The sequence below is a fragment of the Actinomadura kijaniata genome (genome assembly GCF_014138665.1).
In the GTDB taxonomy this organism is placed as follows: Bacteria; Actinomycetota; Actinomycetes; order Streptosporangiales; family Streptosporangiaceae; genus Spirillospora; species Spirillospora kijaniata.
This window is the reverse complement of the sequence record NZ_JACJIA010000009.1, coordinates 73,018-98,912: the sequence shown is the minus strand read 5'-3', so window position 1 is coordinate 98,912 and position 25,895 is coordinate 73,018. Positions and strand designations below refer to the sequence as shown.

19 protein-coding genes are annotated in these 25,895 nt (G+C 73.0%); 8 read left to right on the top strand and 11 right to left on the bottom strand.

What is annotated here, in order from left to right; translation table 11 throughout:
• Nucleotides 1-6 precede the first annotated feature (6 nt).
• Nucleotides 7-717 carry a class I SAM-dependent methyltransferase gene (locus tag HNR61_RS30130; RefSeq protein WP_067830920.1) on the top strand — a complete coding sequence of 237 codons (711 nt, stop codon included), beginning with the start codon at nucleotides 7-9 and terminating at the stop codon, nucleotides 715-717.
• A gap of 86 nt (nucleotides 718-803) precedes the next feature.
• Nucleotides 804-2,390 (top strand): glycosyltransferase family protein, encoded by a 1,587-nt coding sequence (locus HNR61_RS30125; RefSeq protein WP_182846540.1) that lies wholly within the window; start codon nucleotides 804-806, stop codon nucleotides 2,388-2,390.
• On the opposite strand, the gene HNR61_RS30120 is transcribed toward HNR61_RS30125, so the two are convergent.
• Complete coding sequence (locus HNR61_RS30120; protein ID WP_312898162.1) at nucleotides 2,387-5,911, bottom strand: bifunctional glycosyltransferase/CDP-glycerol:glycerophosphate glycerophosphotransferase; 3,525 nt, start codon at nucleotides 5,909-5,911, stop codon at nucleotides 2,387-2,389. The genes HNR61_RS30125 and HNR61_RS30120 overlap by 4 nt on opposite strands.
• A gap of 42 nt (nucleotides 5,912-5,953) precedes the next feature.
• On the bottom strand, nucleotides 5,954-6,898 hold the full coding sequence (locus HNR61_RS30115; RefSeq protein WP_182846539.1) for a CDP-alcohol phosphatidyltransferase family protein: 945 nt from the start codon (nucleotides 6,896-6,898) through the stop codon (nucleotides 5,954-5,956).
• Between the two features lie 217 nt (nucleotides 6,899-7,115).
• Here HNR61_RS30115 and HNR61_RS30110 point away from each other — a divergent pair, with 217 nt between their 5' ends.
• Entirely contained in the window at nucleotides 7,116-8,675 is a 1,560-nt protein-coding gene (locus HNR61_RS30110; RefSeq protein ID WP_182846538.1) for a glycosyltransferase family 2 protein, read from the top strand.
• On the opposite strand, the gene HNR61_RS30105 is transcribed toward HNR61_RS30110, so the two are convergent.
• Nucleotides 8,672-9,580 (bottom strand): hydrogen peroxide-inducible genes activator, encoded by a 909-nt coding sequence (locus HNR61_RS30105; protein ID WP_312898161.1) that lies wholly within the window; start codon nucleotides 9,578-9,580, stop codon nucleotides 8,672-8,674. The genes HNR61_RS30110 and HNR61_RS30105 overlap by 4 nt on opposite strands.
• A gap of 175 nt (nucleotides 9,581-9,755) precedes the next feature.
• Here HNR61_RS30105 and HNR61_RS30100 point away from each other — a divergent pair, with 175 nt between their 5' ends.
• Together HNR61_RS30100 and HNR61_RS30095 are read left to right on the top strand one after the other, a co-directional pair.
• Entirely contained in the window at nucleotides 9,756-10,310 is a 555-nt protein-coding gene (locus HNR61_RS30100) for a peroxiredoxin (RefSeq protein WP_182846537.1), read from the top strand.
• Nucleotides 10,311-10,424: 114 nt separating this feature from the next.
• Complete coding sequence (locus HNR61_RS30095) at nucleotides 10,425-10,967, top strand: alkyl hydroperoxide reductase (RefSeq protein WP_067831250.1); 543 nt, start codon at nucleotides 10,425-10,427, stop codon at nucleotides 10,965-10,967.
• A gap of 58 nt (nucleotides 10,968-11,025) precedes the next feature.
• Here the strand turns inward: HNR61_RS30095 and guaA are convergent, their stop codons facing one another.
• Complete coding sequence (gene guaA, locus HNR61_RS30090) at nucleotides 11,026-12,681, bottom strand: glutamine-hydrolyzing GMP synthase (protein WP_182846780.1); 1,656 nt, start codon at nucleotides 12,679-12,681, stop codon at nucleotides 11,026-11,028.
• A 238-nt stretch (nucleotides 12,682-12,919) separates the two neighbouring features.
• Between guaA and HNR61_RS48370 the strand changes: the two genes are divergently transcribed.
• A complete protein-coding gene (locus tag HNR61_RS48370; protein ID WP_312898159.1) occupies nucleotides 12,920-13,837 on the top strand; it encodes a zinc metalloprotease in 918 nt (305 codons plus the stop codon).
• Here the strand turns inward: HNR61_RS48370 and HNR61_RS30080 are convergent.
• The 3 genes from HNR61_RS30080 to HNR61_RS30070 are packed head-to-tail and all read right to left on the bottom strand — an operon-like array spanning nucleotide 13,822 to nucleotide 17,940.
• A complete protein-coding gene (locus tag HNR61_RS30080; RefSeq protein ID WP_182846536.1) occupies nucleotides 13,822-14,550 on the bottom strand; it encodes a DNA alkylation repair protein in 729 nt (242 codons plus the stop codon). The genes HNR61_RS48370 and HNR61_RS30080 overlap by 16 nt on opposite strands.
• Nucleotides 14,551-14,591: 41 nt before the next feature.
• Nucleotides 14,592-16,349 (bottom strand): GMC oxidoreductase, encoded by a 1,758-nt coding sequence (locus tag HNR61_RS30075; protein WP_182846535.1) that lies wholly within the window; start codon nucleotides 16,347-16,349, stop codon nucleotides 14,592-14,594.
• Nucleotides 16,350-16,359: 10 nt separating this feature from the next.
• Nucleotides 16,360-17,940 carry a succinic semialdehyde dehydrogenase gene (locus HNR61_RS30070; RefSeq protein ID WP_182846534.1) on the bottom strand — a complete coding sequence of 527 codons (1,581 nt, stop codon included), beginning with the start codon at nucleotides 17,938-17,940 and terminating at the stop codon, nucleotides 16,360-16,362.
• Between the two features lie 256 nt (nucleotides 17,941-18,196).
• On the opposite strand from HNR61_RS30070, the gene HNR61_RS30065 reads away from it, so the two are divergent.
• Entirely contained in the window at nucleotides 18,197-18,823 is a 627-nt protein-coding gene (locus HNR61_RS30065; RefSeq protein ID WP_182846533.1) for a TetR/AcrR family transcriptional regulator, read from the top strand.
• On the opposite strand, the gene HNR61_RS30060 is transcribed toward HNR61_RS30065, so the two are convergent.
• The 4 genes from HNR61_RS30060 to guaB form a co-directional block, all read right to left on the bottom strand.
• Nucleotides 18,820-20,205 (bottom strand): phospholipase D-like domain-containing protein, encoded by a 1,386-nt coding sequence (locus HNR61_RS30060; protein WP_182846532.1) that lies wholly within the window; start codon nucleotides 20,203-20,205, stop codon nucleotides 18,820-18,822. The two genes, HNR61_RS30065 and HNR61_RS30060, sit on opposite strands and share 4 nt — an antisense overlap.
• 174 nt (nucleotides 20,206-20,379) lie before the next feature.
• Entirely contained in the window at nucleotides 20,380-22,131 is a 1,752-nt protein-coding gene (locus tag HNR61_RS30055; protein ID WP_182846531.1) for a glycerol-3-phosphate dehydrogenase/oxidase, read from the bottom strand.
• A 175-nt stretch (nucleotides 22,132-22,306) separates the two neighbouring features.
• Nucleotides 22,307-23,416 carry a GuaB3 family IMP dehydrogenase-related protein gene (locus HNR61_RS30050; RefSeq protein ID WP_182846778.1) on the bottom strand — a complete coding sequence of 370 codons (1,110 nt, stop codon included), beginning with the start codon at nucleotides 23,414-23,416 and terminating at the stop codon, nucleotides 22,307-22,309.
• A 143-nt stretch (nucleotides 23,417-23,559) separates the two neighbouring features.
• Nucleotides 23,560-25,056: an IMP dehydrogenase gene (gene guaB / locus HNR61_RS30045; RefSeq protein WP_182846530.1), complete on the bottom strand. Its 1,497-nt coding sequence runs from the start codon at nucleotides 25,054-25,056 to the stop codon at nucleotides 23,560-23,562.
• A 262-nt stretch (nucleotides 25,057-25,318) separates the two neighbouring features.
• Between guaB and HNR61_RS30040 the strand changes: the two genes are divergently transcribed.
• Complete coding sequence (locus HNR61_RS30040; RefSeq protein ID WP_067831263.1) at nucleotides 25,319-25,708, top strand: DUF5319 domain-containing protein; 390 nt, start codon at nucleotides 25,319-25,321, stop codon at nucleotides 25,706-25,708.
• The last annotated feature ends 187 nt before the right edge of the window (nucleotides 25,709-25,895 follow it).

The following is a 25,895-nucleotide window of genomic DNA, read 5'->3' as shown; positions in this document are numbered from 1 at the left end:
TGGACCGTGGACACGCTGGAGTTGCGGCGCATCGCCGAAGCGCAGGACGACAACTGGTGGTACCGCGAGCGCCGCGCCGTGCTCACCCGCGAGCTGAACCTGCTGCGGACCTGGGGCCGCGGCCCGGGGACGGCCGTGGACATCGGCGCGGGCCCCGGCGACACCGCGCGGCTGCTCGCCCGGCACGGCTGGCGCACCACCGCGGTCGACCTCTCCTACGACGCGGTGGAGATGGCGTGCGCGCGGGGCGTGGACTGCCGGCAGGCCGACGCGCGGTGGCTGCCGCTGCCGGCCGGGTCCGTCGACCTGGCCCTGGCCTGGGACGTGCTCGCCCACATCGAGGACGACGACCTGGCCGCCGCCGAGATCGCGCGGGTGCTGCGGCCCGGCGGCACGGCCCTGGTGGCGGTGCCGTGCGACATGGCGCTGTGGTCGGCCCGCGACCTGGCGCTCGGCCGGGTGCGCCGCTACACCCGCGAGGGCCTGGCCCGCCTGCTGGCCGGGGCGGGCCTGGTGGTCGAGCGGATGTGGAGCTGGAACGTGCTGCTGCGCCCGCTGGCCCGCTGGCACCGCCACCGGATGAACGGCTGGGAGATCCGCCCCCGCCACCCCCTGCACGACCGGCTGCTGGGCGCGGTCCTCGCGCTGGAGGACCTGCTGCCGGTGCGCTCCTGGCGCGGCACGACCCTGCTGGCCCGCGCCCGCCTACCGAAGTGATCTTCGTGTGATCGGGTCCGGCTCGGGGCTAGTCTCGTGACCTACACGCAACATCCGTCCTGTATCGCCCTTTCCTCGGAGTGCAGTTGACCAGCGCCACCGAATCCGGACAGAGCACGGCCGAGACGTCCCCGCCGACCTCCTCCCCGCCCACCGCGCGGGACCGGTTCGGCGACCTGGCGCGGGACTGGCCGTACTGGCTGCTGTGCGCGCTCGTCCTGGCCTGGGCCGTCGCGGTGGTGCTGCGGCACCTGTGGGGCGGGGACTGGCCGCTGCACGTGGCGACCGTGCGGTCGTTCGCCGCCGACCTCACCGACCCGCCCGACCCGATGACCGGGGAGCGCGCGCCGAGCCCGTACCTGTCGCCCTACCCGTTCGCGCTGGCGGTGCTGGCGCGGCTCACCGGGCTCTCGGCGCCGGGCGTGCTGGAGATCGCCGGGGTCGTCAACGTCGCGCTGACGCTGGCGGGGGTGCGGGCGTTCGCGCGGGCGGTCAGCACGCGCTGGCAGACGGCGTTCCTGGGCGTGCTGTTCGTGTTCCTGCTCTGGGGGACCACCCCCCTGCTGTGGAGCGGGTTCATGGAGTTCCGGTCGCTGTCGGCCAACCTGGGGTACCCGAGCACGTTCGCGTTCACGCTGATGCTGTTCGTCTGGGCGGTGTTCCTGAAGCGGCGCGACACGCTGGGGGTGCCGGGGTTCCTGGGACTGGGCGCGCTGTTCGGGCTGATCCTGCTGGTCCACCCGTTCACGGCGGTCGGCACGGCGCTGGGGCTGCTCGGCTTCGCGCTGGTCGGGTTCCGGCGGTGGCTGACCGGCGGCGGGCTGCTGCGGGTCGCGGCGGCGGGCGCCGCCGCGGTGGCGGTCATCCTGGTGTGGCCCTACAGCGACGTGGCGGACCTGTTCCGCAACCCCGAGTCGTTCTCCCAGATCCACGAGAGGCTGGTGACCGACGCGCTCGGCTGGTACGGGCTGGCGCTGCTCGGGCTGCCCGCCCTGTGGCTGGACCGGCGGCGGCGAGGCGGGCCCGAGCTGCTGGCGCTGTGGGCGGTCGCGTCGCTGTTCGTGCTGGCGGGCGTGGTGTTCGGACGCTACGAGTTCGCGCGGGCGATGCCGGTGGTGGTGCTGCCGTTGCAGTTCGCCCTGGCCCGGCGGCTCGGCGACCCGCCGCCGCCCGGCGAGCGCGCGGCGTGGGCGCGGCCCGTGCAGGTGGTGCTGGCGGTCGCGAGCGCCGCCGCGCTGTGCGTCGGCCTGTACTCGGTGCGCGGCGGCGTCGTCCGGGCGCTGCCCCCGGCGGTGATGCCCCAGGAGGAGCAGCGCGGGTCCTGGGACGTGCCGGTGCTCTACCCCATGCAGAGCTACTTCGCCGTGGCGCACGTCCGTCCGGGCGAGACGGTGCTCGCCTCCCGGATCTGGGGCCGCAAGGCGCTGCTGCTGGCGGGGACGCGGACCGTCCCGACGCCGTGGCCCTACCCGTACGGGTCCGACTGGCGGCGGCGGCAGGCCGACGGGGACGCGTTCTTCGCCGACTCCACCCCGCCGCAGGAGCGGCTCCGCATCGCCGACCGCTACCGGGCGCGCTGCGCCGTGGGCTCGGTCAACATCGCGAAACCCGGCGCGCTGCCGGGCTTCCGCCTGGTCGCCAGGCACGGCACCGAACGCATGCTCTGCCGCTAACCGAGCAGCCGGTCCACCACCCTCGCGGCGGCGTGCCCGTCGTCGAACGGGCAGAACCTCTCCCGGAACGCCGCGTAGCACGGGTGCGCGGTCCCGTCGTCCTCGCGGATCGCCTCCACCAGGTCGCCGGTGGTCCGCACGACCGGGCCGGGGGCCTCCGCTTCGAGATCGAAGTAGAAGCCGCGCACCCGGTCCCGGTACCGCTCCAGGTCGTAGGCGTAACAGAAGATCGGCTTGCCGGTCACCGCGAAGTCGAACATCGCCGACGAGTAGTCGGTGACCAGCAGGTCCGCCGCCAGGTAGAGGTCGGCGATGTCGGGGTAGGCCGACACGTCGATCACGAACCCGTCGTTGGCCGACCAGTTCCGGTCGGTGACCAGGTAGTGGGTGCGCACCAGCAGCACGTGGTCGTCGCCGAGGGCGCGGCGGGCCCGCTCGATGTCCAGCTCCAGGGAGAACGCCCGCCGCCCCGGCGCCAGGTGGTGGTCGTCGCGCCAGGTCGGGGCGTACAGGATCACCTTCCGGCCCGCGGGGACGCCCAGCCGGGCGCGGGTGTCGGCGGCGATCCGCCCGGCGTCGGGGCCCAGCAGCACGTCGTTGCGCGGGTAGCCGGTCTCCACGATCTCCCCGTCGTACCGGAACGCCCGCCGCATGATCGGCGTCGTGAACGGGTTCGGCGACAGCAGCACGTCCCAGCGCGGCACCTCGCGCTCCACCCAGTCGAAGCGTTCGGTGCGCTCCCACGGCATGTCCGCCAGGTCGTACACCAGCCTTTTCAGCGGGGTGCCGTGCCAGGTCTGGAGGTAGGTCTGCCCCGGCCGCCTGACGTACCAGGGGAACTGGCCGAAGTTGCCGACCACGAACCGGGCGCGGGCCAGCGCCTCGTAGTGGTCGCGGCTGTCGACCAGCGCGATCCGCGCGCCGTCCGGCGTGGGGAAGGCGCCGTCCCGCGACACCCACACGTACTCCAGGCCCAGGTCCCGCCGCCGCATCTCCTCGAAGACCGCGCGGGGGTTGCAGGCGTACTGGCGTCCCTCGTAGCAGTCGAAGACGACCAGGTCGCGGACCGGCCGGTGCAGCAGCGCGGGGTAGATCTCCGTCCGCAGGCGGCGGCGCCCGCGCGCCCCCCGGTCCTCCTCGGGCAGGGCGAGGCGGACGCGCAGCCGCAGCGCGTCGCTCCGGTGGGCGTCGACGGTCACCTCGTGCGCGCCGACGACGCGCTCCTCCGGCAGGGCGGCGAGCAGGCGGCGTTCGGCGACGACGGTGACCGGGCCCGCCGCGCCGGTCACCGGGTCGGGCAGGCGCAGCTCCCAGTCGCCGGAGGTGAGCGGGGTGCGCAGGCCGAAGCGTTCCATCGCGGCGGGCGCGATCCGGCAGGTGAACCGGGCGCCGTCCCAGGTCAGCGGGGCGCGGTGGTGGTCGCCGCAGCGGTGGTGGGCCAGCACGACCCGGTCCGGGCGCTCGGGGCCGCTGTGGTCGCCGGTCAGCACCAGCGTGTCGCCGTCCCAGCGGATCCCGTCCACGACCGGGCGGCGGCGGCGCTCGACGCCGCGCAGGTTGCCGAACCTGGTGCTGGTCAGCGCGAACTCCCGGTCGCCGCGCAGCGGGTAGCGGCCCTCCGGCGCGGTGCGCGGCATCGCGAGGCGCAGGCCGCGGCCCGCGGTCTCCAGGCTGAGGTTCCAGTCCACCCGGTCGGTGATCCGCGCGGCCATCGCCCCGCCCGCCGCGCCGCCCTCCCCGGTCGCCGGCCGCAGCGCCTCCAGCGGCAGCCGGGCCCGGAACCCCCAGCCGCCGCCCGGCCGCCGCGTGACCTCGGCGGGCCCGGTGACCGGCGGGCCGCCGGCGAGCCGGGTCGCGACGATCCGCGTGGCGCGGCCCGGCCGGGCGGCGAGGGTGCCGGTCAGCTCCAGCCGGTCGCCGACGAGGCGGTGGCCGGTGAGGTCGGCCCGCGGGCGCTGCACCCGGAACGTCAGGGCCCCGTCGGCGACCGGCTTCACGCGGACGCCCGGCGCGACGTCCCGGCACGGCGTCCAGGCCAGGACGGGGGCGCGGGTGGGACGGACCCGCCCCCGGCGGCGCAGCCCCCGGGTGACGACCTCCACGTGCAGCTCCCAGGCCGCCGGACGCCACCGCCGGCCGATCCGCAGCCGCTCCGGATCGATCAGGGCGCTGAACCCCGCCCAGTCGTAGGAGACCTCCGCCTGCCCGGAGCGGGCCGTGACCTCGGGACGGTAGGTGGGCCGCACCTCCAGCGGGACGCGGCGGCGCCGCTTCGGCTCCACCAGCCACATCCGGACGCGGGAGTCGCGTTCGCGGGAGACGTCCAGCGAGGAGATGTGCGCCCAGCCCTCCACGCGCAGCATCCCGTCCTCCCACGCGACCCGGTCGGCGAACGCCCACAGCGGCAGCCGGTCGGTGACGTCGTAGATCTCGTCGGGCACGCCCCTGGAACGGTCCCGGAAGTAGGGCAGGGTCGTGTAGAAGCGGGGCCGCAGCAGGCCCCGGCGCACGGTGCGCGGGGCGGGACGGTCGTCGGGGCGGGCCTCCAGGACCTCCAGCAGCTCGGGCAGCATCCCGCGTTCCAGCAGGTGGAAGCGGAGCCGTTTGGCGGGGGCCAGGTCCCGCAGCACCCGCGGGTCGGTCCCGGCCAGGCACGCGCGGCCCAGCTCCATGGCGCGCGCCCGGTCGGCCTCGGCGAGATGGGGCAGCGCCTCGGTGAGCACGCCGAGATCGACGTCCACGGCGTACCGGTCGTAGCTGGGGCGCAGCAGGGGGGCGCGCTCGTCCAGGAACGCGCGGACGCGGCGGACCGACGTGATGCGGTCCTCCAGGTTGGCCAGCTCGGCCCGGCGCTGGGTGATGGAGCCGGGGCGCTCCCGCCAGTAGTAGACGTGCTCGGGCAGGACGTCCACGCTGCCGGCCAGCACGTGCGCCCGCACCATCACCGGCGAGTCCTCGTAGAGCATGCCGGGGAACGCCAGCCCGTGCCGGTCCCAGAAGTCGCGGCGGAACACCTTGTTCCACACCATCCGGTCCTGCATGAGGGTGGTGCGGCGGGTGACGTGGGTCCGCAGCGCGCGCCGCCCGAACGGCTCGCGGTGCGCCCAGCTCTGCCACACCCGGCCCGCGTCGAACCGGTGGACGTTGCCGCACGCGAAGTCCGACCCGGTCCGCTCCAGCGTGCCGGTCATCAGCTCGAACGCTCCGCGCGCCACCACGTCGTCGGAGTCCACGAACGCCAGGTAACGGCCGGTGGCGTGCCGCACCCCGGTGTTGCGCGCGGGCCCGAGCCCCCGGTTGTCCTGCTGCACGAGCCGGAACCGGGGGTCGCGGTCGGCGTAGGACTTGGCGATGACCGCGCTGCCGTCGAGGGACCCGTCGTCGACCATGACGACCTCGATGTCGCGCAGCGTCTGGCCCGCCAGCGACTCCAGGCACTCCCCGAGGTAGTCCTCTACGTTGTAGAACGGCACGACGACGCTCAGCACGGCCCTCTCCGGGCCCATCCCCCGATCAGTCACACATGGCACATACCCGGTTACGCACCGGCTTGATCGTGGGTTCTAGCGGTTCACCAGCCGCACGGCGGGGGCGTCGGCCCGTCCCTGGCGCGGCACCAGGGTCGCGACGGGCCCGGCGGCCGGCCCGGCCGGCCCGGCGTCGAGCCGGGCGAGCGTGCGGACGTACTGCCGGGAGGTCAGCCAGAACTTGTAGATGATGGCGCACTCGAAGGCCAGCAGCAGGGCCCCGGTGGTGACGGTCATCGGGACGATCGCGCCGGTGAGGGGGCCCACGATGAACACCGCCATCTGGAACTCGATGCCGCTGACCAGGTGGGTGCGGACGCGGTGGCGGGTCAGGTGGCGGCGGAACCGCAGGTAGCGGGGGTAGCGGCCGGCGGCCTCCCGGTCCAGCTCGGGCCTGCGCGCCGGTCCGGTGGCGGCCGGGTCGGCCGGGTCGGCCGGGCCCGGCGCGGCGTCCTCCGCCGGGCCCGGCTCCCCGCCGCGCTGGAGCAGGGTCGCGCTCATCAGCCGCCGGAACTTGGCGATCTGCGGGCCGTTCAGGTACCGCACCATGTCCAGCACGATCACCGCGAAGCCGAGCGCCAGATAGCCGACCTGCCCGGTGACCAGGTACTGCCCGACCGCCAGGGTGATCGCGCAGCAGGCGTCGCGGACCCGGTCGAGCATGTAGTCCAGCCAGCCGCCGAACGGCGTGCCGGTGCCCTTCAGCCGGGCGAGCTTGCCGTCCACGCAGTCCAGCACGAAGCACAGGTGGTAGAGCGCCGCGCCCACCGCCAGCCAGCCCGCGGTGCCGCGCAGGAAGCAGGCCGCCGCGCCCAGCCCGAGGGCGAACGCCGCCAGCGTGATCTGGTCGGGGGTGATCCGGGTGCGGTTGGCGACCAGCCGGGTCAGCCGTGTCGCGACCGGGTCGACCAGCAGGACCGTCCACCACGCGTCGCGTTCCTTGCAGACGGCACGGACATCTTCCAGTGAGAACGTCGCCATGCGGCCAGCATGGTGACGCCGGGTGACACGCCGGGCGCGCATCGCGATCGCTCGACCATGGCCTGACGCAGACTTGACCCGGAGGCGACCGAGTCGCGTGGAACGCGGGACCGCGCCGGGCGGTGGGCGCGCTCTCCTCCCTCACTGGGCCATCGAACGGCAAAGAGCGGCGGAAGCTCCCCCTTCCGGGGCGCCGGAGCGCACATCGTTGGTGGCTGTGGAAGACAAGGTCAAGATCAGTGTCGTGGTCCCCGTCTACAACGCGGGGACGTACCTCGACGCGTGCGTGGCGTCGGTGCTGGGGCAGTCGCTGCCGCCGGAGGAGTACGAGGCCGTCTTCGTCGACGACGGCTCGACCGACGGCACGGGCGAACGGCTGGTCGCCGCCGTCGCCGGGCACGACCACGTCCGGGTCGTGCGCACCGAGAACTCCGGCGGCCCGGGCCGCCCGCGCAACCTGGGGCTGGACATGGCGCGCGGCGAGTACGTGTACTTCCTGGACTGCGACGACTGGCTCGGGCCCGAGGCGCTGGAACGCATGTACGCGATGGCCGCCCGCAACCGCTCGGACGTGCTGGTCGGGCGGCTGGTGGGGCACGGGCGCGGCGTTCCGCGGCGGCTGTTCCGGCGGGACCGCGACCGCGCCGAGATCCTCGCCCACCACCTGCTGACGCTGCTCACCCCGCACAAGCTGTTCCGCACGGCCTTCCTGCGCGAGCACGGCCTGCGCTTCCCCGAGGGGCCGGTGCGGCTGGAGGACCACCGGTTCTGCGTGCCCGCCTACTTCAAGGCCGAGGTCATCTCGGTGCTGGCGAGCTATCCGTGCTGCCACTGGGTCAGGCGGGCCGACGAGGGCAACTACTCCTCCCGGCGCTTCGACCCCGAGCACTACTTCGGGGCGCTGCGCGAGGTGCTGGACGTGGTGGACGAGCACGTCCCGCCCGGCGAGACCAGGGACCGCTTCTACGCGCACTGGCTGCGCGGCAAGATGCTGCAACGGGTGGGCGGCCGCAGGCTGCTGAACTATCCCCCGGGGTACCGGCGCGAGCTGTACGCGGCCGTCCGGCGGCTGGCGGTGGAGCGGTTCGCGCCCGGGACCGACCGGTTCCTCCCGGCGGGCTACCGGCCGCGCGCCGTCATACTGCGCGCCGGCAGCTACGCGGAGCTGGAGGCGCTGGCCGAGGCGGAGAAGCGGATCGTCGTCCGGGCGAGGGCGGTGGAGATGCGGCTGGAGAACGGCGCGCTGACCCTCGTGCTGTCGGCCGAGCTCGTCTACCGGGACGGCGGGCCGGTGCCGTTCCGCCGCGTGGACCGGGACGGCGGGCGGCGGGTGCTGTGGAATCCGCCGGTCGTGCTCGGCACGCCGATCCCCGAGGAGGCCCGGGACATGACCGACGCGCTGCCCCGCGCGGGCGTGGAGGTGTTCGCCCGGCACCGGAGCACCCGGGACGAGGCGGCGTTCGCGGTGATCGCGCGGCGGCGGGAGGAGGAGGGCCCGGACGAGCACCTGCGGTTCGACGTGCGGGCGCGGCTGGAGGGCTTGGCCGACCTGGCCCCCGGCGCCTGGGACCTGCGCGTCCGCGTCAACGCCTGCGGGTGGAACCCGCACCGCCGCGTTCCCGGGCTGTGGCTGCTGGTGTCCCTGGACGGGGCGGCCGAGCTGCGCGTGGACCGCGCGTTCCCGGGGGCGCCGGAGGGGTTCCGGCGGCTGCGCCGCGTGGGGCGGCGGGTGCCGGGGCTGCGCCGGGCCGTGCGGGTGGTGCGGACCCTGTCCTAGGGGCGCGCGACCCGCACGGCGGGGACCTGCTCGGCGACCGCCGTGCGGATCGCGTCCGCCAGCGCCCCGAACTCCGCGGCGCGCGGGGAGGTGCCGCGGAACGCCAGCCCGACGCGGCGGAACGGGGCCGGGCCGGCGAAGCGGCGCGGCGCCAGGTCGGGGGCGCGGCGCGTCTCCACCTCCAGCGCCGTCTCGGGGACCAGGGTCACGCCCAGCCCGCCGGAGACGAGCTGGACGAGGGTGGCCAGGCTCGTGGCGTAGGTCGCGGCGGCGGCGCGGGCGCCGACCTCGCGGCACACGTCCAGCGCCTGGTCGCGCAGGCAGTGGCCCTCGTTGAGGAGGATGACGTCCAGGTCGGCCAGCGTCTCGCGGGGCAGCGGGTCGGGCAGGCCGGTCGCGGCGGGGGCGACCAGGACGAAGTCCTCCTCGTAGAGGGTGAGTTCCGTCACCCCGGGGACGGGGGACGGCAGCGCCAGCACCACGACGTCGAGGCGTCCGGTCTGGAGGTCGGCGACGATCGCCTCGGTCTGCTCCTCGTGCACCGACAGCTCCAGCCGGGGGAAGTCGGCGGCCAGCCGGGGCAGCACGACCGGCAGCAGGTAGGGCGCGACGGTGGGGATCACGCCGACGCGCAGCGGCCCGACCAGCGTGCCGCTGGCCGCCTGCACCTCCTCCACCAGGCGGTCCAGCTCGGTGAGCACGGTCTCGGCGCGGCGGGCCACCCGTTCCCCCGCCGGTGTGAGCAGGACCCGGCGTGTCGTACGCTCCACCAACCGGACGTTCAGGGTCTCCTCCAGGGCGGCCACGGCGCCGGACAGCGCGGGCTGGCTCATCCGCAGGGCGGCGGCGGCGTCCCGGAAGTGCAGGTGCTCCGCCAGGGCCGCGAAGGCGCGCAGCTGGGCCACCGTTGGCCTGCTGATAGCAAACTCCTATGAGTGTGAAGAGACAGATCGATTTCTCTTTTCACGATACCTGAGGCACTCTGAGTGACGTCGGGGGCGGACGCGACGCTGGGCCGTCGCCCTCTCCCCCGCATTCCGCCTGATCAGGCAGACGAAACTCGCAATCAAAGGAGCCTGCGTGCTTACTGTCGGTGACCAGTTCCCCGAGTACGAGCTGACCGCCTGCGTCTCCCTGGACCCGGACAACGCCTTCGAGACGATCAACCACAAGACCTACGAGGGCAAGTGGCGGGTCGTCTTCTTCTGGCCCAAGGACTTCACCTTCATCTGTCCGACCGAGATCGCCGAGTTCGGCCGGCTCAACGAGGAGTTCGCCGACCGCGACGCCCAGGTCCTCGGCGCCTCCGTGGACAACGAGTTCGTCCACTTCGCCTGGCGCAAGGACCACCCGGACCTGCGCGACCTGCCCTTCCCGATGCTGTCGGACCTCAACCGCGAGCTGACGGAGTCCCTGGGCATCCTGACCCCGGACGGCGTCGCCCAGCGCGCGACCTTCATCGTCGACCCGAACAACGAGATCCAGTTCTCGATGGTCACCGCCGGCTCGGTGGGCCGCAACGTCAAGGAGGTCCTGCGGGTCCTCGACGCCCTGCAGTCCGACGAGCTGTGCCCCTGCAACTGGAACAAGGGCGAGGACACCCTGGACGCCACCAAGCTGATGGCCGGCGCCTGACCGACCGCCCCAGCCCGGTAGCCGGCCGGTGGCCGGCCCGGTGGCACGCACGACGACGGCCGGTCGCGCCGCCCGCGACCGGCCGTTCGCGTTCTCTCGAAAGGACCCGCAGCAATGAGCGTTGACGCGCTGAAGTCGTCCCTGCCCGACTACGCCAAGGACACCAAGCTCAACCTGGGCTCGGTGACCTCCACCTCGCAGCTCACCGAGCAGCAGCTGTGGGGCACCGTGCTGGCCTCCGCGCTGGCCGGTCGCAACCCGGTCGTGATCCGCGAGCTCGCCGAGGAGGCCGGGGACTACCTGTCGGCCGAGGCGTTCGACGCCGCCAAGGGCGCCGCGTCGATCATGGCCATGAACAACGTCTACTACCGCTCGATGCACCTGCTGAGCGACGAGACCTACGAGACCCTGCGCGCGGGCCTGCGGATGAACATCATCGGCAAGCCGGGCGTGGAGAAGGTCGACTTCGAGCTGTGGTGCCTGGCGGTCTCGGCGATCAACGGCTGCGGCAAGTGCCTGGACGCCCACGAGAAGGTGCTGCGCGACGCGGGCATGCCGCGCGAGCAGATCCAGGAGGCCATCAAGATCGCCTCCGTGGTGCACGCCGCCGCGCTGACCCTGGAGGGCGAGGCCGCGCTGGCCCCGGCCACCGTCTGACCCTCCCCACGACGTGCGAAGGCCCCGGGTCGCCCCGGGGCCTTCGGCGTTCAGCGGGTCACTCCCACTCGATGGTGCCGGGCGGCTTGGAGGTCACGTCCACCACGACCCGGTTGATCTCGCGGACCTCGTTGGTGATCCGGGTGGAGATCTTCTGCAGCACGTCGTAGGGCAGCCGGGCCCAGTCGGCGGTCATGGCGTCCTCGCTGGTCACCGGGCGCAGCACGACCGGGTGGCCGTAGGTGCGGCCGTCGCCCTGCACGCCGACCGAGCGGACGTCGGCCAGCAGCACCACCGGGAACTGCCACACCTCGCGGTCCAGCCCGGCGCGGGTCAGCTCCTCGCGGGCGATGGCGTCGGCGTCGCGCAGGATGTCCAGGCGCTCGCGGGTCACCTCGCCGATGATCCGGATGCCCAGGCCGGGGCCGGGGAACGGCTGCCGCCAGACGATCTCGGCGGGCAGGCCGAGCTGCTCGCCCAGCGCGCGGACCTCGTCCTTGAACAGCGCCCGCAGCGGCTCCACCAGCCGGAACTGGAGGTCGTCGGGGAGGCCGCCGACGTTGTGGTGCGACTTGATGTTGGCCGCGCCGGTGCCGCCGCCGGACTCCACCACGTCCGGGTACAGGGTGCCCTGGACGAGGAACTCCACGGGCTCGGCCGCGTCCTCGCCCTGCCGGCCCCGGGGGGACGATCCCCCCGACCCCCTGGAAGAGCCGCCTTCGGCGATCCTCGCTTCGCTGCGGTCGCCGAACGCGATCTCGCGCGCGGCCGCCTCGAACACGCGGATGAACTCACGTCCGATGATCTTGCGCTTCTCCTCGGGGTCGACGACCCCGGCCAGCGCGTCCAGGAAGCGCTCCTGGGCGTCCACGACGTGCAGGTTGACGCCGGTCGCCGCGACGAAGTCCTTCTCGACCTGCTCGGGCTCGCCCTTGCGCAGCAGGCCGTGGTCCACGAACACGCAGGTCAGCTGGTCGCCGATGGCGCGCTGCACCAGCGCGGCGGCGACCGCCGAGTCCACGCCGCCCGACAGGCCGCAGATGGCGCGCTTGTCGCCGACCTGGGCGCGGATCGCCTCGATCTGCTCCTCGGCGATGTTGACCATGGTCCAGCTCGGGCGGCAGCCCGCGCCCTCGTACAGGAAGCGGCGCAGCACCTCCATTCCGTGCTCGGTGTGCAGCACCTCGGGGTGGAACTGCACCCCGTAGAAGCCCCGCTCGGGGTCCTCCATGCCCGCGACCGGCGTCACCTCGGTCCGCGCCGTGACGGTGAAGCCCTCCGGGGCGCGGCTGACGAAGTCGCGGTGCGACATCCACACCGCCTGCTCGTCCGGCTGCCCGTCGAACAGCACGCCCGGGTCGGTGACCGCGATGGTCGCGCCGCCGTACTCGGCGACCTCGGAGTTCTCCACGGTGCCGCCGAGCGCCTGCGCCATCACCTGGTGGCCGTAGCAGATGCCGAGCGTCGGCACCGCCAGGTCGAACAGTCCGTCGGGGGCGATCGGCGCGCCCTCCTCGTACACCGAGGCCGGACCACCCGACAGGATGATCGCCTTCGGCTTCTTGGCCAGCATCTCGGCCGCCGGCATGGTCGACGGCACGATCTCGCTGTACACATGGCATTCCCGGACCCGCCGCGCGATCAGCTGCGCGTACTGCGCGCCGAAGTCGACGACGAGAACGGTGTCAAAGGTCTGGTCTACGGCCACCAACAGCGCCTTTCGCAGGGACACGACGGGTTCAGGCGGAGGAATCTCCAGTCTACGGGCCTCTGCCTGCGCTGATGGCGCGGGCGGGCATGGCGGCTCCCACACAGCGTTTCCGGCCGATAACGGTCGGCTTCCGTTTGGCGGTCTCCATCGCGACCCCCGGTGCCCCTCTGCTACCAGTTGGTGACGTACCGTATCTGCTCCGTGACTCCGTCCCTTCCGCCGCCCGTGCCCGAGGAGTGCCGTGAAATCGCTGGCCGCCGCCGTCCTGTTCGTCGCCGCCCTGGTCCCCGTCGCCGGGGACGCCGCCCGGCCCGCGGCCGGGGACGGCGGATGCGCCCCGGCCCTGGCCAGGATCCGCGCGGAGGCGCTGCACCGGGGCGTTCCGGAGCGCAACGAGGTCCCCGCCGCCGAGGTCCCGAGGATCGAGGGCGAGCTGTCGTCCCTGCTGTCCCTGCTGACGTCCTCCCCCGCGCGGCGTGAGCGCGTCCCCGACCGGGTGACCGTCCCGGTGTACTTCCACGTCCTGCACGACGGCGGGCGCGGCAACCTGACCGACGAGCAGGTCAGGGGGCAGATCGCGGTGATGAACGCGGCCTACGGCGGTGGCCGGGGCGGCGCCGACACCGGCGTCTCGTTCGTCCTCAAGGAGATCACCCGCAGCGACAACGCGGACTGGTACGCCCACCCCGAGACGCACGAGGCGACCTACAAGTCCCGGCTGCGGCGCGGTGGCGCGGGCACGCTGAACCTCTACAGCGCCTCGCTGGGCGAGGATCTGCTCGGCTGGTCCACGTTCCCGTGGAAGTACCGGTCGGAGCCGAGGATGGACGGCGTGGTGATCCACATCGGCGCCCTGCCGGACGGCACGATCGCCAACTACGACCGCGGGTACAGCGCCGTCCACGAGGTCGGCCACTGGATGGGCCTCTACCACACCTTCCAGGACGGCTGCGGCACGCCCGGCGACCGGGTGGACGACACCCCGGAGGAGCGCGACCCGACCAACGGCTGCCCCGACCGCAAGGACACCTGCCCGGCCCCCGGCGAGGACCCGATCCACAACTTCATGGACTACGCCTGGGACGCCTGCATGACCCACTTCACGGCGGGCCAGGGCGCCCGCATGCGCCAGGTCTGGTCCGCCTACCGCGCCCGGTAGGCGGCGGTCAGGGCCGCGGCGTCACGTTCCGGGAGGCGGCGGACCGCCTCCCGGAACGTGACGCCGGACATCTCGCCGAGGTGCGCCTCCGTCCAGTCGCGCACCCAGGCCGGGTCCCTCTTCGACAGCTCGCGCAGCACCCAGCCCAGCGCCTTGCGGATGAAGAACTCCCGCTCCCCGATCAGCGCCTCGCCGTAGCGGGACAGGCGCTCCCGGTCGGGGGCGCCCGCGCGGACCCCCGGCAGCAGCGCCAGCAGGGACGTGCGGCGTATCCACATCCAGGGGTCGGTCACCCACCGGTCCAGCGTCCCGGCCAGGTCCGGGAACCGCAGCACCAGCGCGCCCACGACCTTGTCCGCCAGGACGTCCACGTAGACCCAGCTCACCGAGTCGCGGACCAGGCGTTCGGCGAACGCGGCGTCCTCCGCCGCGAGCGCGCCGACGTTGCGGACCAGCACCTCGGCGGCGGCCATGCGCGCCTCGTGGACGGGCGTCCCGGAGTCGGTCACCGCCCACAGCGCCCCGGCCAGGGCCAGGGTCTCGGCGCGCGTGCCGACGGCCGGGCGCACCGTGCGCCGGATGTCCGGGACCGGCACGCCCAGGTGGACCAGGTCGCTCTTCAGGTAGCCCTTCTCCCGCGCCGCGCGCTCGGGCGCCCCCCGCTCGCGCAGCTCCTTCATGATCCGGTCGGTGGTGTCCTCGACGGCGTTCACGGGGCCCCACGTTAGGGGCCGTCGCGCGGCGTCGGGGGAGATCAGGTGATCTCGACGATCGGGAGGCGGAGCGCGCCCGGGGCGCCGCCGGGGACGACCGGGTTCTTCGGCGGCGTCGCCGGGATGCGCCGGTAGGCCGCCCCCAGCGCCGGGCGCGGGTCCTCCTCCCCCTTGTTCGGCCACAGGGCCATGGCGCGTTCGGCCTGCGCGGTGATCGTCAGCGACGGGTTGACGCCCAGGTTCGCCGAGATGGCCGAGCCGTCCACGACGTGCAGGCCGGGATGCCCGTAGACGCGGTGGTAGGGGTCGATGACGCCGGTCTCCGGGGAGTCGCCGATCGCGCAGCCGCCCAGGAAGTGGGCCGTCAGCGGGATGTCGAACAGATCGCCCCAGCCGCCGCCCGCCATGCCGCCGACCTCCTCGGCCAGCAGCCGGGTCGCCTCGTGGCCCTCGGGGATCCAGGTCGGGTTCGGCTCGCCGTGGCCCTGCGCGGCGCGCACGTCCCAGCCCAGCGGCCCCCGCCTGGGCTTGAGGGTGATGGAGTTGTCGCGGGTCTGCATGACCAGCGCGATGACCGTGCGCTCCGACCAGTGCCGCACGTCCAGCAGCTGCACCAGGTCCCTGGGGCGGCGCGCGATGTGCCCGAGGAACTTCAGCCAGCGCGGGCGCCGCCGCTCCCCGGGCCGGTCGCCGTCCACCAGGAGGGTCTGGAGGCCCGCCATCAGGTTGGAGCCCCGGCCGTAGCGGACCGGCTCGATGTGGGTGTCGGGCGTCGGGTGGAACGAGGAGGTGATCGCCACGCCCCGCGAGTAGTCCGGGCCCGGCTTCCCGTTGCGGCGGCCCGCGCCGAGGATCGCCTCGGAGTTGGTGCGGGTCAGCACGCCCAGCCGGTCCGACAGGAACGGCAGCCGCCCGGTCGACTTCAGCTTGTGCAGCAGCTTCTGGGTGCCGTAGGTCCCGGCCGCGAACACCACCTGCTCGCAGCGGAACGTCCTCCGGTTGCGCCCGAACGACCCGGTGCGGACGATCTCCACCTCGTAGCCGCCGCCCACCAGCGGCGTCACCCGCGTGACCCGGCTGAGCGGCATGATCCGCGCCCCGGCCCGCTCCGCCAGGTAGAGGTAGTTCTCGGTCAGCATGTTCTTGCCGCCGTGGCGGCAGCCGACCATGCACTCGCCGCACTCGGTGCAGCCCCTGCGGCGCGGCCCGGCCCCGCCGAAGAACGGGTCGTCCCTCTCCACGCCCGGCCCGTCGCCGAAGTACACGCCGACGGGGGTGTGGACGAGGGTGTCGGCCTTGCCCATGCGCTCGGCGACGCGCCTCATCGCCCGGTCGGCGTCGGTCACCGTGGGGTTGGTGACGACGCCCAGCATCCGTTTGGCCTGGTCGTAGTAGGGCGCGAGCTCGGACTTCCAGTCGGTGATGTGCGCCCACTGCCGGTCCTTGAAGAACGGCTCCGGCGGGACGTACAGCGTGTTGGCGTAGTTCAGCGAGCCGCCGCCCACGCCCGCTCCGGCCAGCACCATCACCCGCGACGACTTCTCGCCCCGGATGAGGTGGATGCGCTGGATGCCGGTGAGTCCGAGCGCCGGGGCCCACACGTAGCGGGAGACCCGCCAGTTGGTCTTCGGCAGCTCCGCGTGGCGGGCCCCGGGGCCGGCGTCGGGGGCGGTGTCGTACCGCCGCCCGGCCTCGACCACCCCGACCTTGTAGCCCTTCTCGGTCAGCCGCAGCGCGGTGACGCTGCCGCCGAAGCCGGAGCCGATGACCAGGACGTCGTAGTCGTACGTGCGCGTCATGGGCGGCCGCCTACTTGATCCGCAGTTTCGCCATGTACCTGACGCCGTTCGCCATGAGGTCGGCGAACCGGTCGAACGGCATCGACCCCGGCGGCTCCAGGTCCATCCAGTGCTGGCTGGCGACGTTCTGGACCTCGGTGAACTTCAGCAGGCCCTCCGCGCCGTGCCGGCGGCCGACGCCGGACTGCTTGAAGCCGCCCATCGGGGCGTCGTAGGAGGCGTAGGCCGCGCCGTAGCCGTCGTTGATGTTGACGGTGCCCGCCTCGATCCGCGCGGCGAGGCGGCGTCCCCGCGCCACGTCCCGCGTCCAGACCGAGGCGTTCAGGCCGTACTCGGTGTCGTTGGCGCGGGCGACGACCTCGTCCTCGTCGCGGAACCGGTAGACCGACACGACGGGCCCGAACGTCTCGCTGGCGCACAGGTCCATCTCGCCGGACACGTCGGTCAGCACCGTCGGCTCGAAGAACAGCGGCCCGATGTCCGGGCGGGGCCTGCCCCCGGCCAGGACGGTCGCGCCCTCCCTGACGGCCTGCTCGACATGCGCGGTGACGGCCTCCAACTGGCGGGCGTGGGTGAGCGAGCCCATGTCGGCGGAGAAGTCCAGGCCCGCACCCAGTCGCATGCCCTTGACCAGCTCGACGAAGCGCGGCACGAACCGGTCGTGGACGTCCTCGTGGACGTACATCCGCTCGATGGAGATGCACAGCTGGCCGGCGTTGGTGAAGCAGGCGCGGACGGCCCCGCGCGCGGCGCGCTCCACGTCGGCGTCGTCCAGCACGATCATCGGGTTCTTGCCGCCGAGCTCCAGCGAGTAGTTCACCAGGCGCGGGGCCGCCTTGGCGGCGATGGCCCGGCCGCCCCGGGTGGAGCCGGTGAACGACACGTAGTCGGCGTTCTCGACCAGCGGGTCGCCGATCTCGGCCGGCTCGCCGACGACGATCTGCCACAGGTCGCGCGGCAGGCCCAGGTCGACCAGCAGGGCCCGCACCCACAGGCTGGACAGGCAGGTCTGGGTGTCGGGCTTGTGGACGACGGCGTTCCCGGCCATCAGGGCGGGCGCGATGTCGCTGGCCCCGAGCGCGAACGGGTAGTTCCACGGCGAGATCAGCCCGACGACGCCCTTGGGGTGCCGCAGCTCCCGCACCCGCACCACGCCGGGGAACGTGCCCTGGCGGCGCTTTGGCCTCAGCAGCCTCTCGGCGCGGCGCGCGTAGTACAGCGAGCACAGCGCGACGTCGAGGAACTCCTCCAGCGCGTGCCGGCGCGCCTTGCCGGTCTCCATCTGGATGATGTCGAGGATCTCCGCGCGGCGCCCGACCATGGCCTCGGGCAGCCGCAGGAACGGCTTGACGCGTTCGCGGACGGGCAGCCGCGCCCAGGAGCGCTGCGCCTCGCGGGCCCGGTCGTAGGCCCGGCGGACGTCGTCGGCGCCCGACAGCGGGACGGTCGCCAGCGGTTCCCCCGTGAAGGGGGCGGGGATCGTCACCGTGCCGGCCCCGCCGGGGACGAGGTGCGAGACGAGCCGATCGAGGGTGTTCCGGGGGAGGCTGTACTTCGCCGCGCCGTTCGCGGGAACCGTCGGGGATGCCATGGAAGGCAGCGTATGACCAGGTGGCCATCTCTGACTACCTGCGAGTAACGACACACTTTTGGTGATGTGTACCACATTCTCCGAATGTGCGGCGATCAATAGCGCGAGAAGTGCTGACGGACCGTTCCACATCCGGTCGAGTTCCGTAACCGGCGGACTGACCATGACCGGTCGGTGTATTCCGGAAACAGGAGACCGGGCGCGTCCCGCGCCGGGGAGGGAATTCTCGGAGCGCGCCGACGACGGAGGGGTGGGCATGGCGGAGACCGGTACGGGACGGGCGACCAGGCGGGGCGGCGGCAGCCGCCGGGAACGCCGCGAGCAGACCCGCGCCGCGCTGCTGGAGGCGGCCGAGCGCCTGTGGGCCGAACACGGCATCCACGGCGCCTCCCTCGACGACATCGCGTCCTCGGCGGGCCTCACCAAGGGGGCCGTCTACTCCAACTTCGCGGGCAAGACCGACCTGCTGCTGGCGCTGCTGGAGCGGCATACCGACGACCGCCTCACCGACGGCCCCTGCCAGGAGCTCCACGACGCCGGCCGGCCCCCCGAGGACCGCCTGCGGCGGGCCGGGGACGCCTACACGCGGCGCGTGACGGGCGACGGCGCGCGCTCCCGGGCGCTGCTGCTGGTGGAGTTCTGGCTCTACGGGATGCGCGACTACGCGGCCGGGTGGCGGATCGCCGACTGGTACGCCGAACGCCGTTCCCGCCTGGCCCGCCGCCTCCCCGAACGCGACGGCCTGACCCCCGCCGACCGCGCCGCACTGGTGGTCGCGCTGGACGTGGGACTGGCGTTCCAGCACCTGCTGGACCCGGAACGGGTACCCGCCGAACTGTACGAGAAGGGGATCCGGGCCCTGCTGGGCGGCGTGCTGTCCTAGAGGCCCTCGGCGGAGGGGAGGCCGTCGACCGGGCCGGACGGGCCGCCGTCGGGGGCGGGTCGCTCGGTCGCGGGCAGCTCCGCCTCGGGCTGGCCGGTCGCGGGCTCGGGCTCGGGCCGCTCGGCCTCGCTGGTGTCGTCGGGAACGGTCGGCGCGGCGAGCAGTCCGCTCACGTAGACCTTGCCCTGTGCCGCCGAGAACACCCGGTTGAAGTTGCGGACGTAGACGTCGTGCACGTGGCCGCCGAAGACCCACAGCATCGACTCGTCGTTGTAGCGCAGCGCGTCGGTGGTGTAGCTGTGGCTGCCGGTCAGCACCAGCTTGCGCCGGTGGCCCTTGTAGATCCCGTCGATGAGCAGGTACTTGGAGTGGGCGGTGCGGTTCTGTCCCCGGGTGAAGTAGCGGACCTCGGGGATGCCGTTGCGGCTCGGCTTGGTGAACGTCCGCATCGCGCTCTCGCCGATCTCGTCGGCGACGACCTGCACGCGGCAGCCCCGGTCGTCCAGTTTCGTCAGCCGCCCCGCCACGCCGGTGCGGGTGAGGATGCCGCTGGAGACGCGGATGCGGGTGCGGCCGCCGGTGCAGCTCACCCGGTCCAGCACGTCGCCGATCGGGTCGCCGGTGGCCTTCGGGAAGTGGCTGACGCCCCGGTGGGCGGACCAGGTGGTGCGCCAGTAGTTCGCGTTGGCGCGCTTCCTGGCCAGGTCGTAGAAGTAGCGCCGGTAGGCGGTGTAGAGCCTGCGGTCCACGACGGTGTAGGCGTCGTTGTACTGGTTGTAGCCGCCGTTGGTGGCGTTGCTGGAGGTCTGCACGACCACGTTGCGCGAGTCGTAGGTGCGGGAGAACGCGTAGAACTTGTTGTGGTTCTTGCTCCACTTGCCCTTGGGCGCGGTCGCCACGCAGCCGCGGCGCGTCGGGCACAGCACGACCCAGGACGACCGGCGCGTGCTGGTGCCGAGGTTGCGGCGCAGGTAGTCGTAGACGGCGCGGTTGGTCTTGCCGCCGGTGGGCGAGTCGGAGTCCAGGATGATCCGGACCTTCACCCGGCGCTTGTGGGCGCGCACCAGCTCCTTGGCCATGCCGGGGGTGCGCAGCCGGAACAGGGAGACGTCGATCTCCGAGCCGCGCGGGGCGTTGCGGATCAGCTTCTTGATGTAGAGGTCGATCGCGCCGCGCTGCGCGGTGGTGCCGGTCGGCAGGTTGAACCGCACGCCCTGCGGGACGTAGCGCTTCTTCGGCTTCTTGGGCTTCGCCTTGGCGACGGCCTGCGGCGCGGCGTGCGCGACGCGCGTGACGTTCCCGTTGACGGCCGCCGTGGCGTCCACGGACCCGACCGCCAGAGCGACGAGCGACCCCCCGGCCGCGATGACGAACCCCCGCACTGCCACCTCCCCGTTCCCGTGACTCCTTGATCACGAAGAAATGCGAGGTTAGCAGCAATTCAGACTTTTACCACTTATGAAAGCCTTGCCCCTTTTGCCACATCCGGTCAGAAAGAACGCCCCGTCCCGGCGGTGGGGACGGGGCGTCGCGATCCTGAGCAGGCGATTCGACGGTCAGGAGACACCGTCGGGCGTCGCCACCGGCACGATGTCGGGCGCGCCGCGCCGCCGGGCGTCGGCCTCCTGGTCGCCCTCCTGGGCCTGGGAGGCGCGCTCGGCCTCGATCCGCTTGCGGTAGTACTCGATCTCGCGGTCGCGCTGCTTCTTGGACCAGCCCAGCACCGGCATCAGCAGGTCGGCGGCCTCCTGCGCCACGCCCAGCCCGCGGTCCCAGGTCTCGATGGAGATGCGGGTGCGGCGGGCCAGCACGTCGTTGAGGTGCCGCGCGCCCTCGTGCGACGCCGCGTAGACGATCTCGGCGCGCAGGTAGTCGTCGGCGCCCTCCAGCGGGCGGCCCAGGTCCGGCCGCTCGGCGATCAGCCCGAGCAGGTCGTCCACCAGCGTCCCGTAGCGCCGCATCAGGTGCTCGATCCGCGCCACGTGCAGCCCGGACCTGGACGCCAGCCGGTACCGGGCGTTCCACATCGCCTGGAAGCCGTCGCCGCCGACGATCGCGACCCGGTCGGTGCAGGACTCGGCGACCCTGCCGTCCAGACCGTGCGCGACCGCGTCGATCGCGTCCTTGGCCATCACCCGGTAGGTCGTGTACTTGCCGCCCGCCACCAGCACCAGGCCGGGCACCGGGTGCGCCACGATGTGCTCGCGCGACAGCTTCGAGGTCTCCTCGCTCTCGCCCGACAGCAGCGGCCGCAGCCCCGCGTACACGCCCTCCACGTCGTCGTGCGTGAGCGGGGTGTTGAGCACCGCGTTGACGTGGTCCAGCACGTAGTCGATGTCGGCCTTGGACGCCGCCGGGTGCGCCCGGTCCAGGTCCCAGGCGGTGTCGGTGGTCCCGATGATCCAGTGCCGCCCCCACGGGATCACGAACAGCACCGACTTCTCGGTCCGCAGCAGCAGGCCGGTCGAGGAGTGGATGCGGTCCTTGGGCACCACCAGATGGATGCCCTTGGACGCCTTGACGTGGATCTGCCCGCGCCCGCCGACCAGCTCCTGGATGTCGTCGGTCCACACGCCGGTGGCGTTGACGACCTGCTTGGCGCGGACCTCGCTGGTCGTGCCGCCCTCCAGGTCGCGGACGCGCAGGCCGGTGACGCGCTCGCCCTCGCGCAGGAACCCCACGCACTGGGTCCGGGACGCGATCTGTGCGCCGTACCCGGCGGCGGTCCGCAGCAGCATCATCACGTAGCGGGCGTCGTCGACCTGCGCGTCCCACAGCTGGATCGCGCCGACGAACGAGTCCTTGCGCAACGCCGGGGCCAGCCTCAACGCCCCGCGCCGCGTCAGGTGCCGGTGGTGCGGCACGCCCCGCGTCGAGCCCATCTGGAACGCCAGCGCGTCGTACAGCGCCACGCCCGCGCCGAGGTAGCCGCGCTCCCACACGCGGTGCGTGGTCGGCAGCAGGAACGGGACCGGCCGCACCAGGTGCGGGGCGATGCGCTGGAGCAGCAGGCCGCGCTCGGTGAGCGCCTCCCGCACCAGGTCGAAGTTGTACTGCTCCAGGTAGCGCAGACCGCCGTGGATCAGCTTGGAGGACCGGGAGGAGGTGCCGGAGGCGAAGTCGCGCGCCTCCACCACCGCCACCGACAGGCCACGGGTGGCGGCGTCCAGGGCGGCCCCGGCCCCGACGATCCCGGCCCCGACCACCACGACGTCGAACTCCTCCCGGGACATCCGGTCCAACGCCGTCGACCGTTCGGCCGGGCCCAGCCGCGAACTGCCCAGTCCGGTCACCGGTGATCCCGTCATCGCGTCTCCCCCATGCGGTCGTACGGCGTTCGCCCCTTACCCCTACCCAACAGTAGGGAGCGGTCCACCCCCGCGTGATGGATTCCACGTGAACAACGCACGAGGGCGGCGCGCACCCTGCGCGCCGCCCTCATGGCGGACCGTTCGGAGACTCGGAGAGCCGGAGGTCAGAGGTTCAGAGGGTCTGCGGAGCCACCACGACCTGCACCCGCTGGAACTCCTTCAGCTCGGTGTACCCGGCGGTCGCCATCGAGCGGCGCAGCGCGCCGATCAGGTTCATCGAGCCGTCGGCCACGTGCGACGGGCCGTACAGGATCTGCTCCATGGTGCCGATCGTGCCCAGGTCCAGGCGGGTGCCGCGGGGCACGTCGCCGTGGTGGGCCTCGCTGCCCCAGTGGTAGCCGCGGCCCGGGGCCTCGGTGGCGCGCGCGAACGGCGACCCGACCATCACCGCGTCGGACCCGCAGGCGAACGCCTTGGCGACGTCGCCGGAGTTGGTCATGCCGCCGTCGGCGATGACGTGCACGTACCGGCCGCCGGACTCGTCCATGTAGTCGCGGCGCGCGGCGGCCACGTCGGCGACGGCGGTCGCCATCGGGACGGCCACGCCCAGCACGGTGCGGGTGGTGTGGCCCGAGCCGCCACCGAAGCCCACCAGCACGCCCGCCGCGCCGGTCCGCATCAGGTGCAGCGCGGCGGTGTAGGTGGAGCAGCCGCCCACGATGACCGGGACGTCCAGGTCGTAGATGAACTGCTTGAGGTTCAGCGGCTCGGCGCGGCCGGAGACGTGCTCGGCCGACACGGTCGTGCCGCGGATCACGAACAGGTCCACCCCGGCGTCGATCACGGCCTTGTGGAACTGCGCGGTGCGCTGCGGCGACAGCCGCGCGGCGACCGTCACCCCCGCGTCGCGGATCTCCTGGATCCGGCGGCCGATCAGGTCCTCCTTGATCGGCTCGGCGTAGATCTCCTGGAGCCGCTGGGTGGCGCGGACGTCGTCCAGCGAGGCGATCTCGGCCAGCAGCGGCTCGGGGTTCTCGTAGCGGGTCCACAGACCCTCCAGGTCGAGCACCGCCAGCCCGCCGAGCCGTCCCACCTGGATCGCGGTGGCCGGGCTGACCACGCTGTCCATCGGCGCGACGACCAGCGGCATCTCGAACCGGTAGGCGTCGATCTGCCAGGCGACGCTGACCTCCTCGGGGTCGCGCGTCCGGCGGGACGGGACGATGCCGATGTCGTCGAACGCGAACGCCCGGCGACCGCTCTTGCCCCGGCCGATCTCCACCTCAGCAGCCACTGCGCTTCCTCTTTCTCGGGTCCCGCCCGGCCGCGTCGCGCGCGGCCGTGTCCGGGCCGTCCGTCATGATCCTGGGGAGTGTTCCCGTTCCGGATCCGGAAAACGCTCCCCCGTGAGCTTACGGCAGCCCGTCAGCGGCCCTGGTAGTTGGGCGCCTCGACGGTCATCTGGATGTCGTGCGGGTGGCTCTCGCGCAGGCCGGCCGAGGTGATCTGCATGAGCTGGCCGCGCTCCTGGAGGTCGGGGATCGTGCGCGCGCCGGCGTACCACATCGACTGGTGCAGGCCGCCGACGAGCTGGTGGGCGACGTTGGCCAGCGGGCCGCGGTAGGGCACCTGGCCCTCGACGCCCTCGGGGATCAGCTTCTCCTCGCTGGAGACGTCGGCCTGGGCGTAGCGGTCCTTGGAGAACGACATGCCGCGCTCGCGGTTGCGCATGGCGCCGAGCGAGCCCATGCCCCGGTAGGACTTGTACTGCTTGCCGTGCACGAAGATCAGCTCGCCGGGCGACTCCTCGATCCCGGCCAGCAGGCTGCCCAGCATCACGGTGCTCGCGCCCGCCACCAGCGCCTTGGCGATGTCGCCGGAGTACTGGAGGCCGCCGTCGCCGATGACCGGGACGCCGGCCTCGTTCGCGGCGCGGGCGGCCTCGAAGATCGCGGTGATCTGCGGGACGCCGACGCCCGCGACCACGCGGGTGGTGCAGATGGAGCCCGGCCCCACGCCGACCTTCACGGCGTCGGCGCCGGCCTCGACCAGGACCTTGGCCCCGGCGTAGGTGGCGACGTTGCCGCCGACCACCTCCACCGACGAGTTCGCCTTGATCTTGGCGATGGTGTCGGCGACGCCCTTGGAGTGGCCGTGCGCGGTGTCCACCACGATCACGTCGGTGCCCGCCTCGACCAGCGCCTGGGCGCGGCGGATGGCGTCCTCGCCGACGCCCACGGCGGCGGCGACCAGCAGCCGGCCGTCGGCGTCCTTGGTGGAGTGGGGGTACTGCTCGCTCTTGGTGAAGTCCTTGACGGTGATCAGACCGCGCAGCCGGCCGTCGGCGTCCACCAGCGGAAGCTTCTCGATCTTGTTGTCGGCCAGCAGCCGGAACGCCTCCTCGCGGGAGACGTCCACCGGCGCGGTGACCAGCGGCATCGGGGTCATGACCTCGCGCACCGGGCGCGACAGGTCGGTCTCGAACCGCATGTCGCGGTTGGTGACGATGCCGACGAGGACGCCGCGCACGTCGGTGACCGGTACCCCGGAGATCCGGTAGCGGGCGCACATCTCCTCGACGTCGGCGAGGGTGGCGTCGGGCAGGCAGGTCACCGGCTTGGTGATCATCCCGGCCTCGGAGCGCTTGACCCGATCGGCCTCGGCGGCCTGCTCCTCGACCGACATGTTGCGGTGCAGCACGCCGATGCCGCCCTGGCGGGCCATCGCCACGGCGGTGCGCGACTCGGTCACGGTGTCCATGGCGGCCGACACCAGCGGGATGCGCAACGTGATGTTGCGGGTCAGCCGGGTGGTCGTGTCGGCCTCGCCGGGCTGCATGTCGGAGTAGCCCGGCAGCAGCAGCACGTCGTCGAAGGTCAGTCCCGGAGGGAGGAACTTGGCGGGCTCGGCTGCGGGGTTCATGGCGACCTTCCTGCGGTGATGGCGGTGTCCGACCAGGTCACGGCGACCTCGTCCCATGGTAGGCCGAGACCGTCCGCCGGGATGGCCGGTTGCGAGGGTCCGGCGCGTGGCGTGGGCGACATCCACTCCTCCCCGGTGAATCGTCGTAACGCCCCGGAGTTTCCGGACATTCCCCACGTCACAGGGGACGCGGGACGATCGCCGCCACACAGAAGGGGACGGGGGGTGCACCTGCGGGGGCGGCGCGCGTTAGCGTGGGAGTGTGCACGATGACGCTCCGCTCGACCCGTTCGCCGGCGACCCGGAGGACCCGGCGGCCTCGCTCGGCGACCCCGGCGAGGACGTCGTGCCGCTCAGCGTCGCCGAACGCGAGGACGTCCTGGCCGACCTGGCCGACCTGGAGGTCTTCCGCGCCCTGCTGGAGCCGCTGGGCGTACGCGGCCTGACCGTGGACTGCGGCGACTGCGGGAAGGTGCACTACATCGACTGGGACCTGCTGCACGGCAACCTGCGGCACCTGCTCGACCAGGGCCTGCCCCGCGTCCACGAGCCCGCGATGTCCCCCGACCCCGTCGACTACGTCAGCTGGGAGTACGCGCGCGGCTACGTCGACGGCGTGATCGACAGCGAGGAAGGCCGCGAGGGCGACTGACGTCGACCGCAGCGAAGCGAGGATCGACGTCAGTCCCGACCCCGGGGGTCTGGGGGCCGCCCCCAGGCAACACCGACGTCGACCGCAGCCAAGCGAGGACCGACGTCAGTCCCCACCCCGGGGGTCTGGGGGCCGCCCCCAGGCAACACCGACGTCGACCGCAGCCAAGCGAGGACCGACGCCAGTC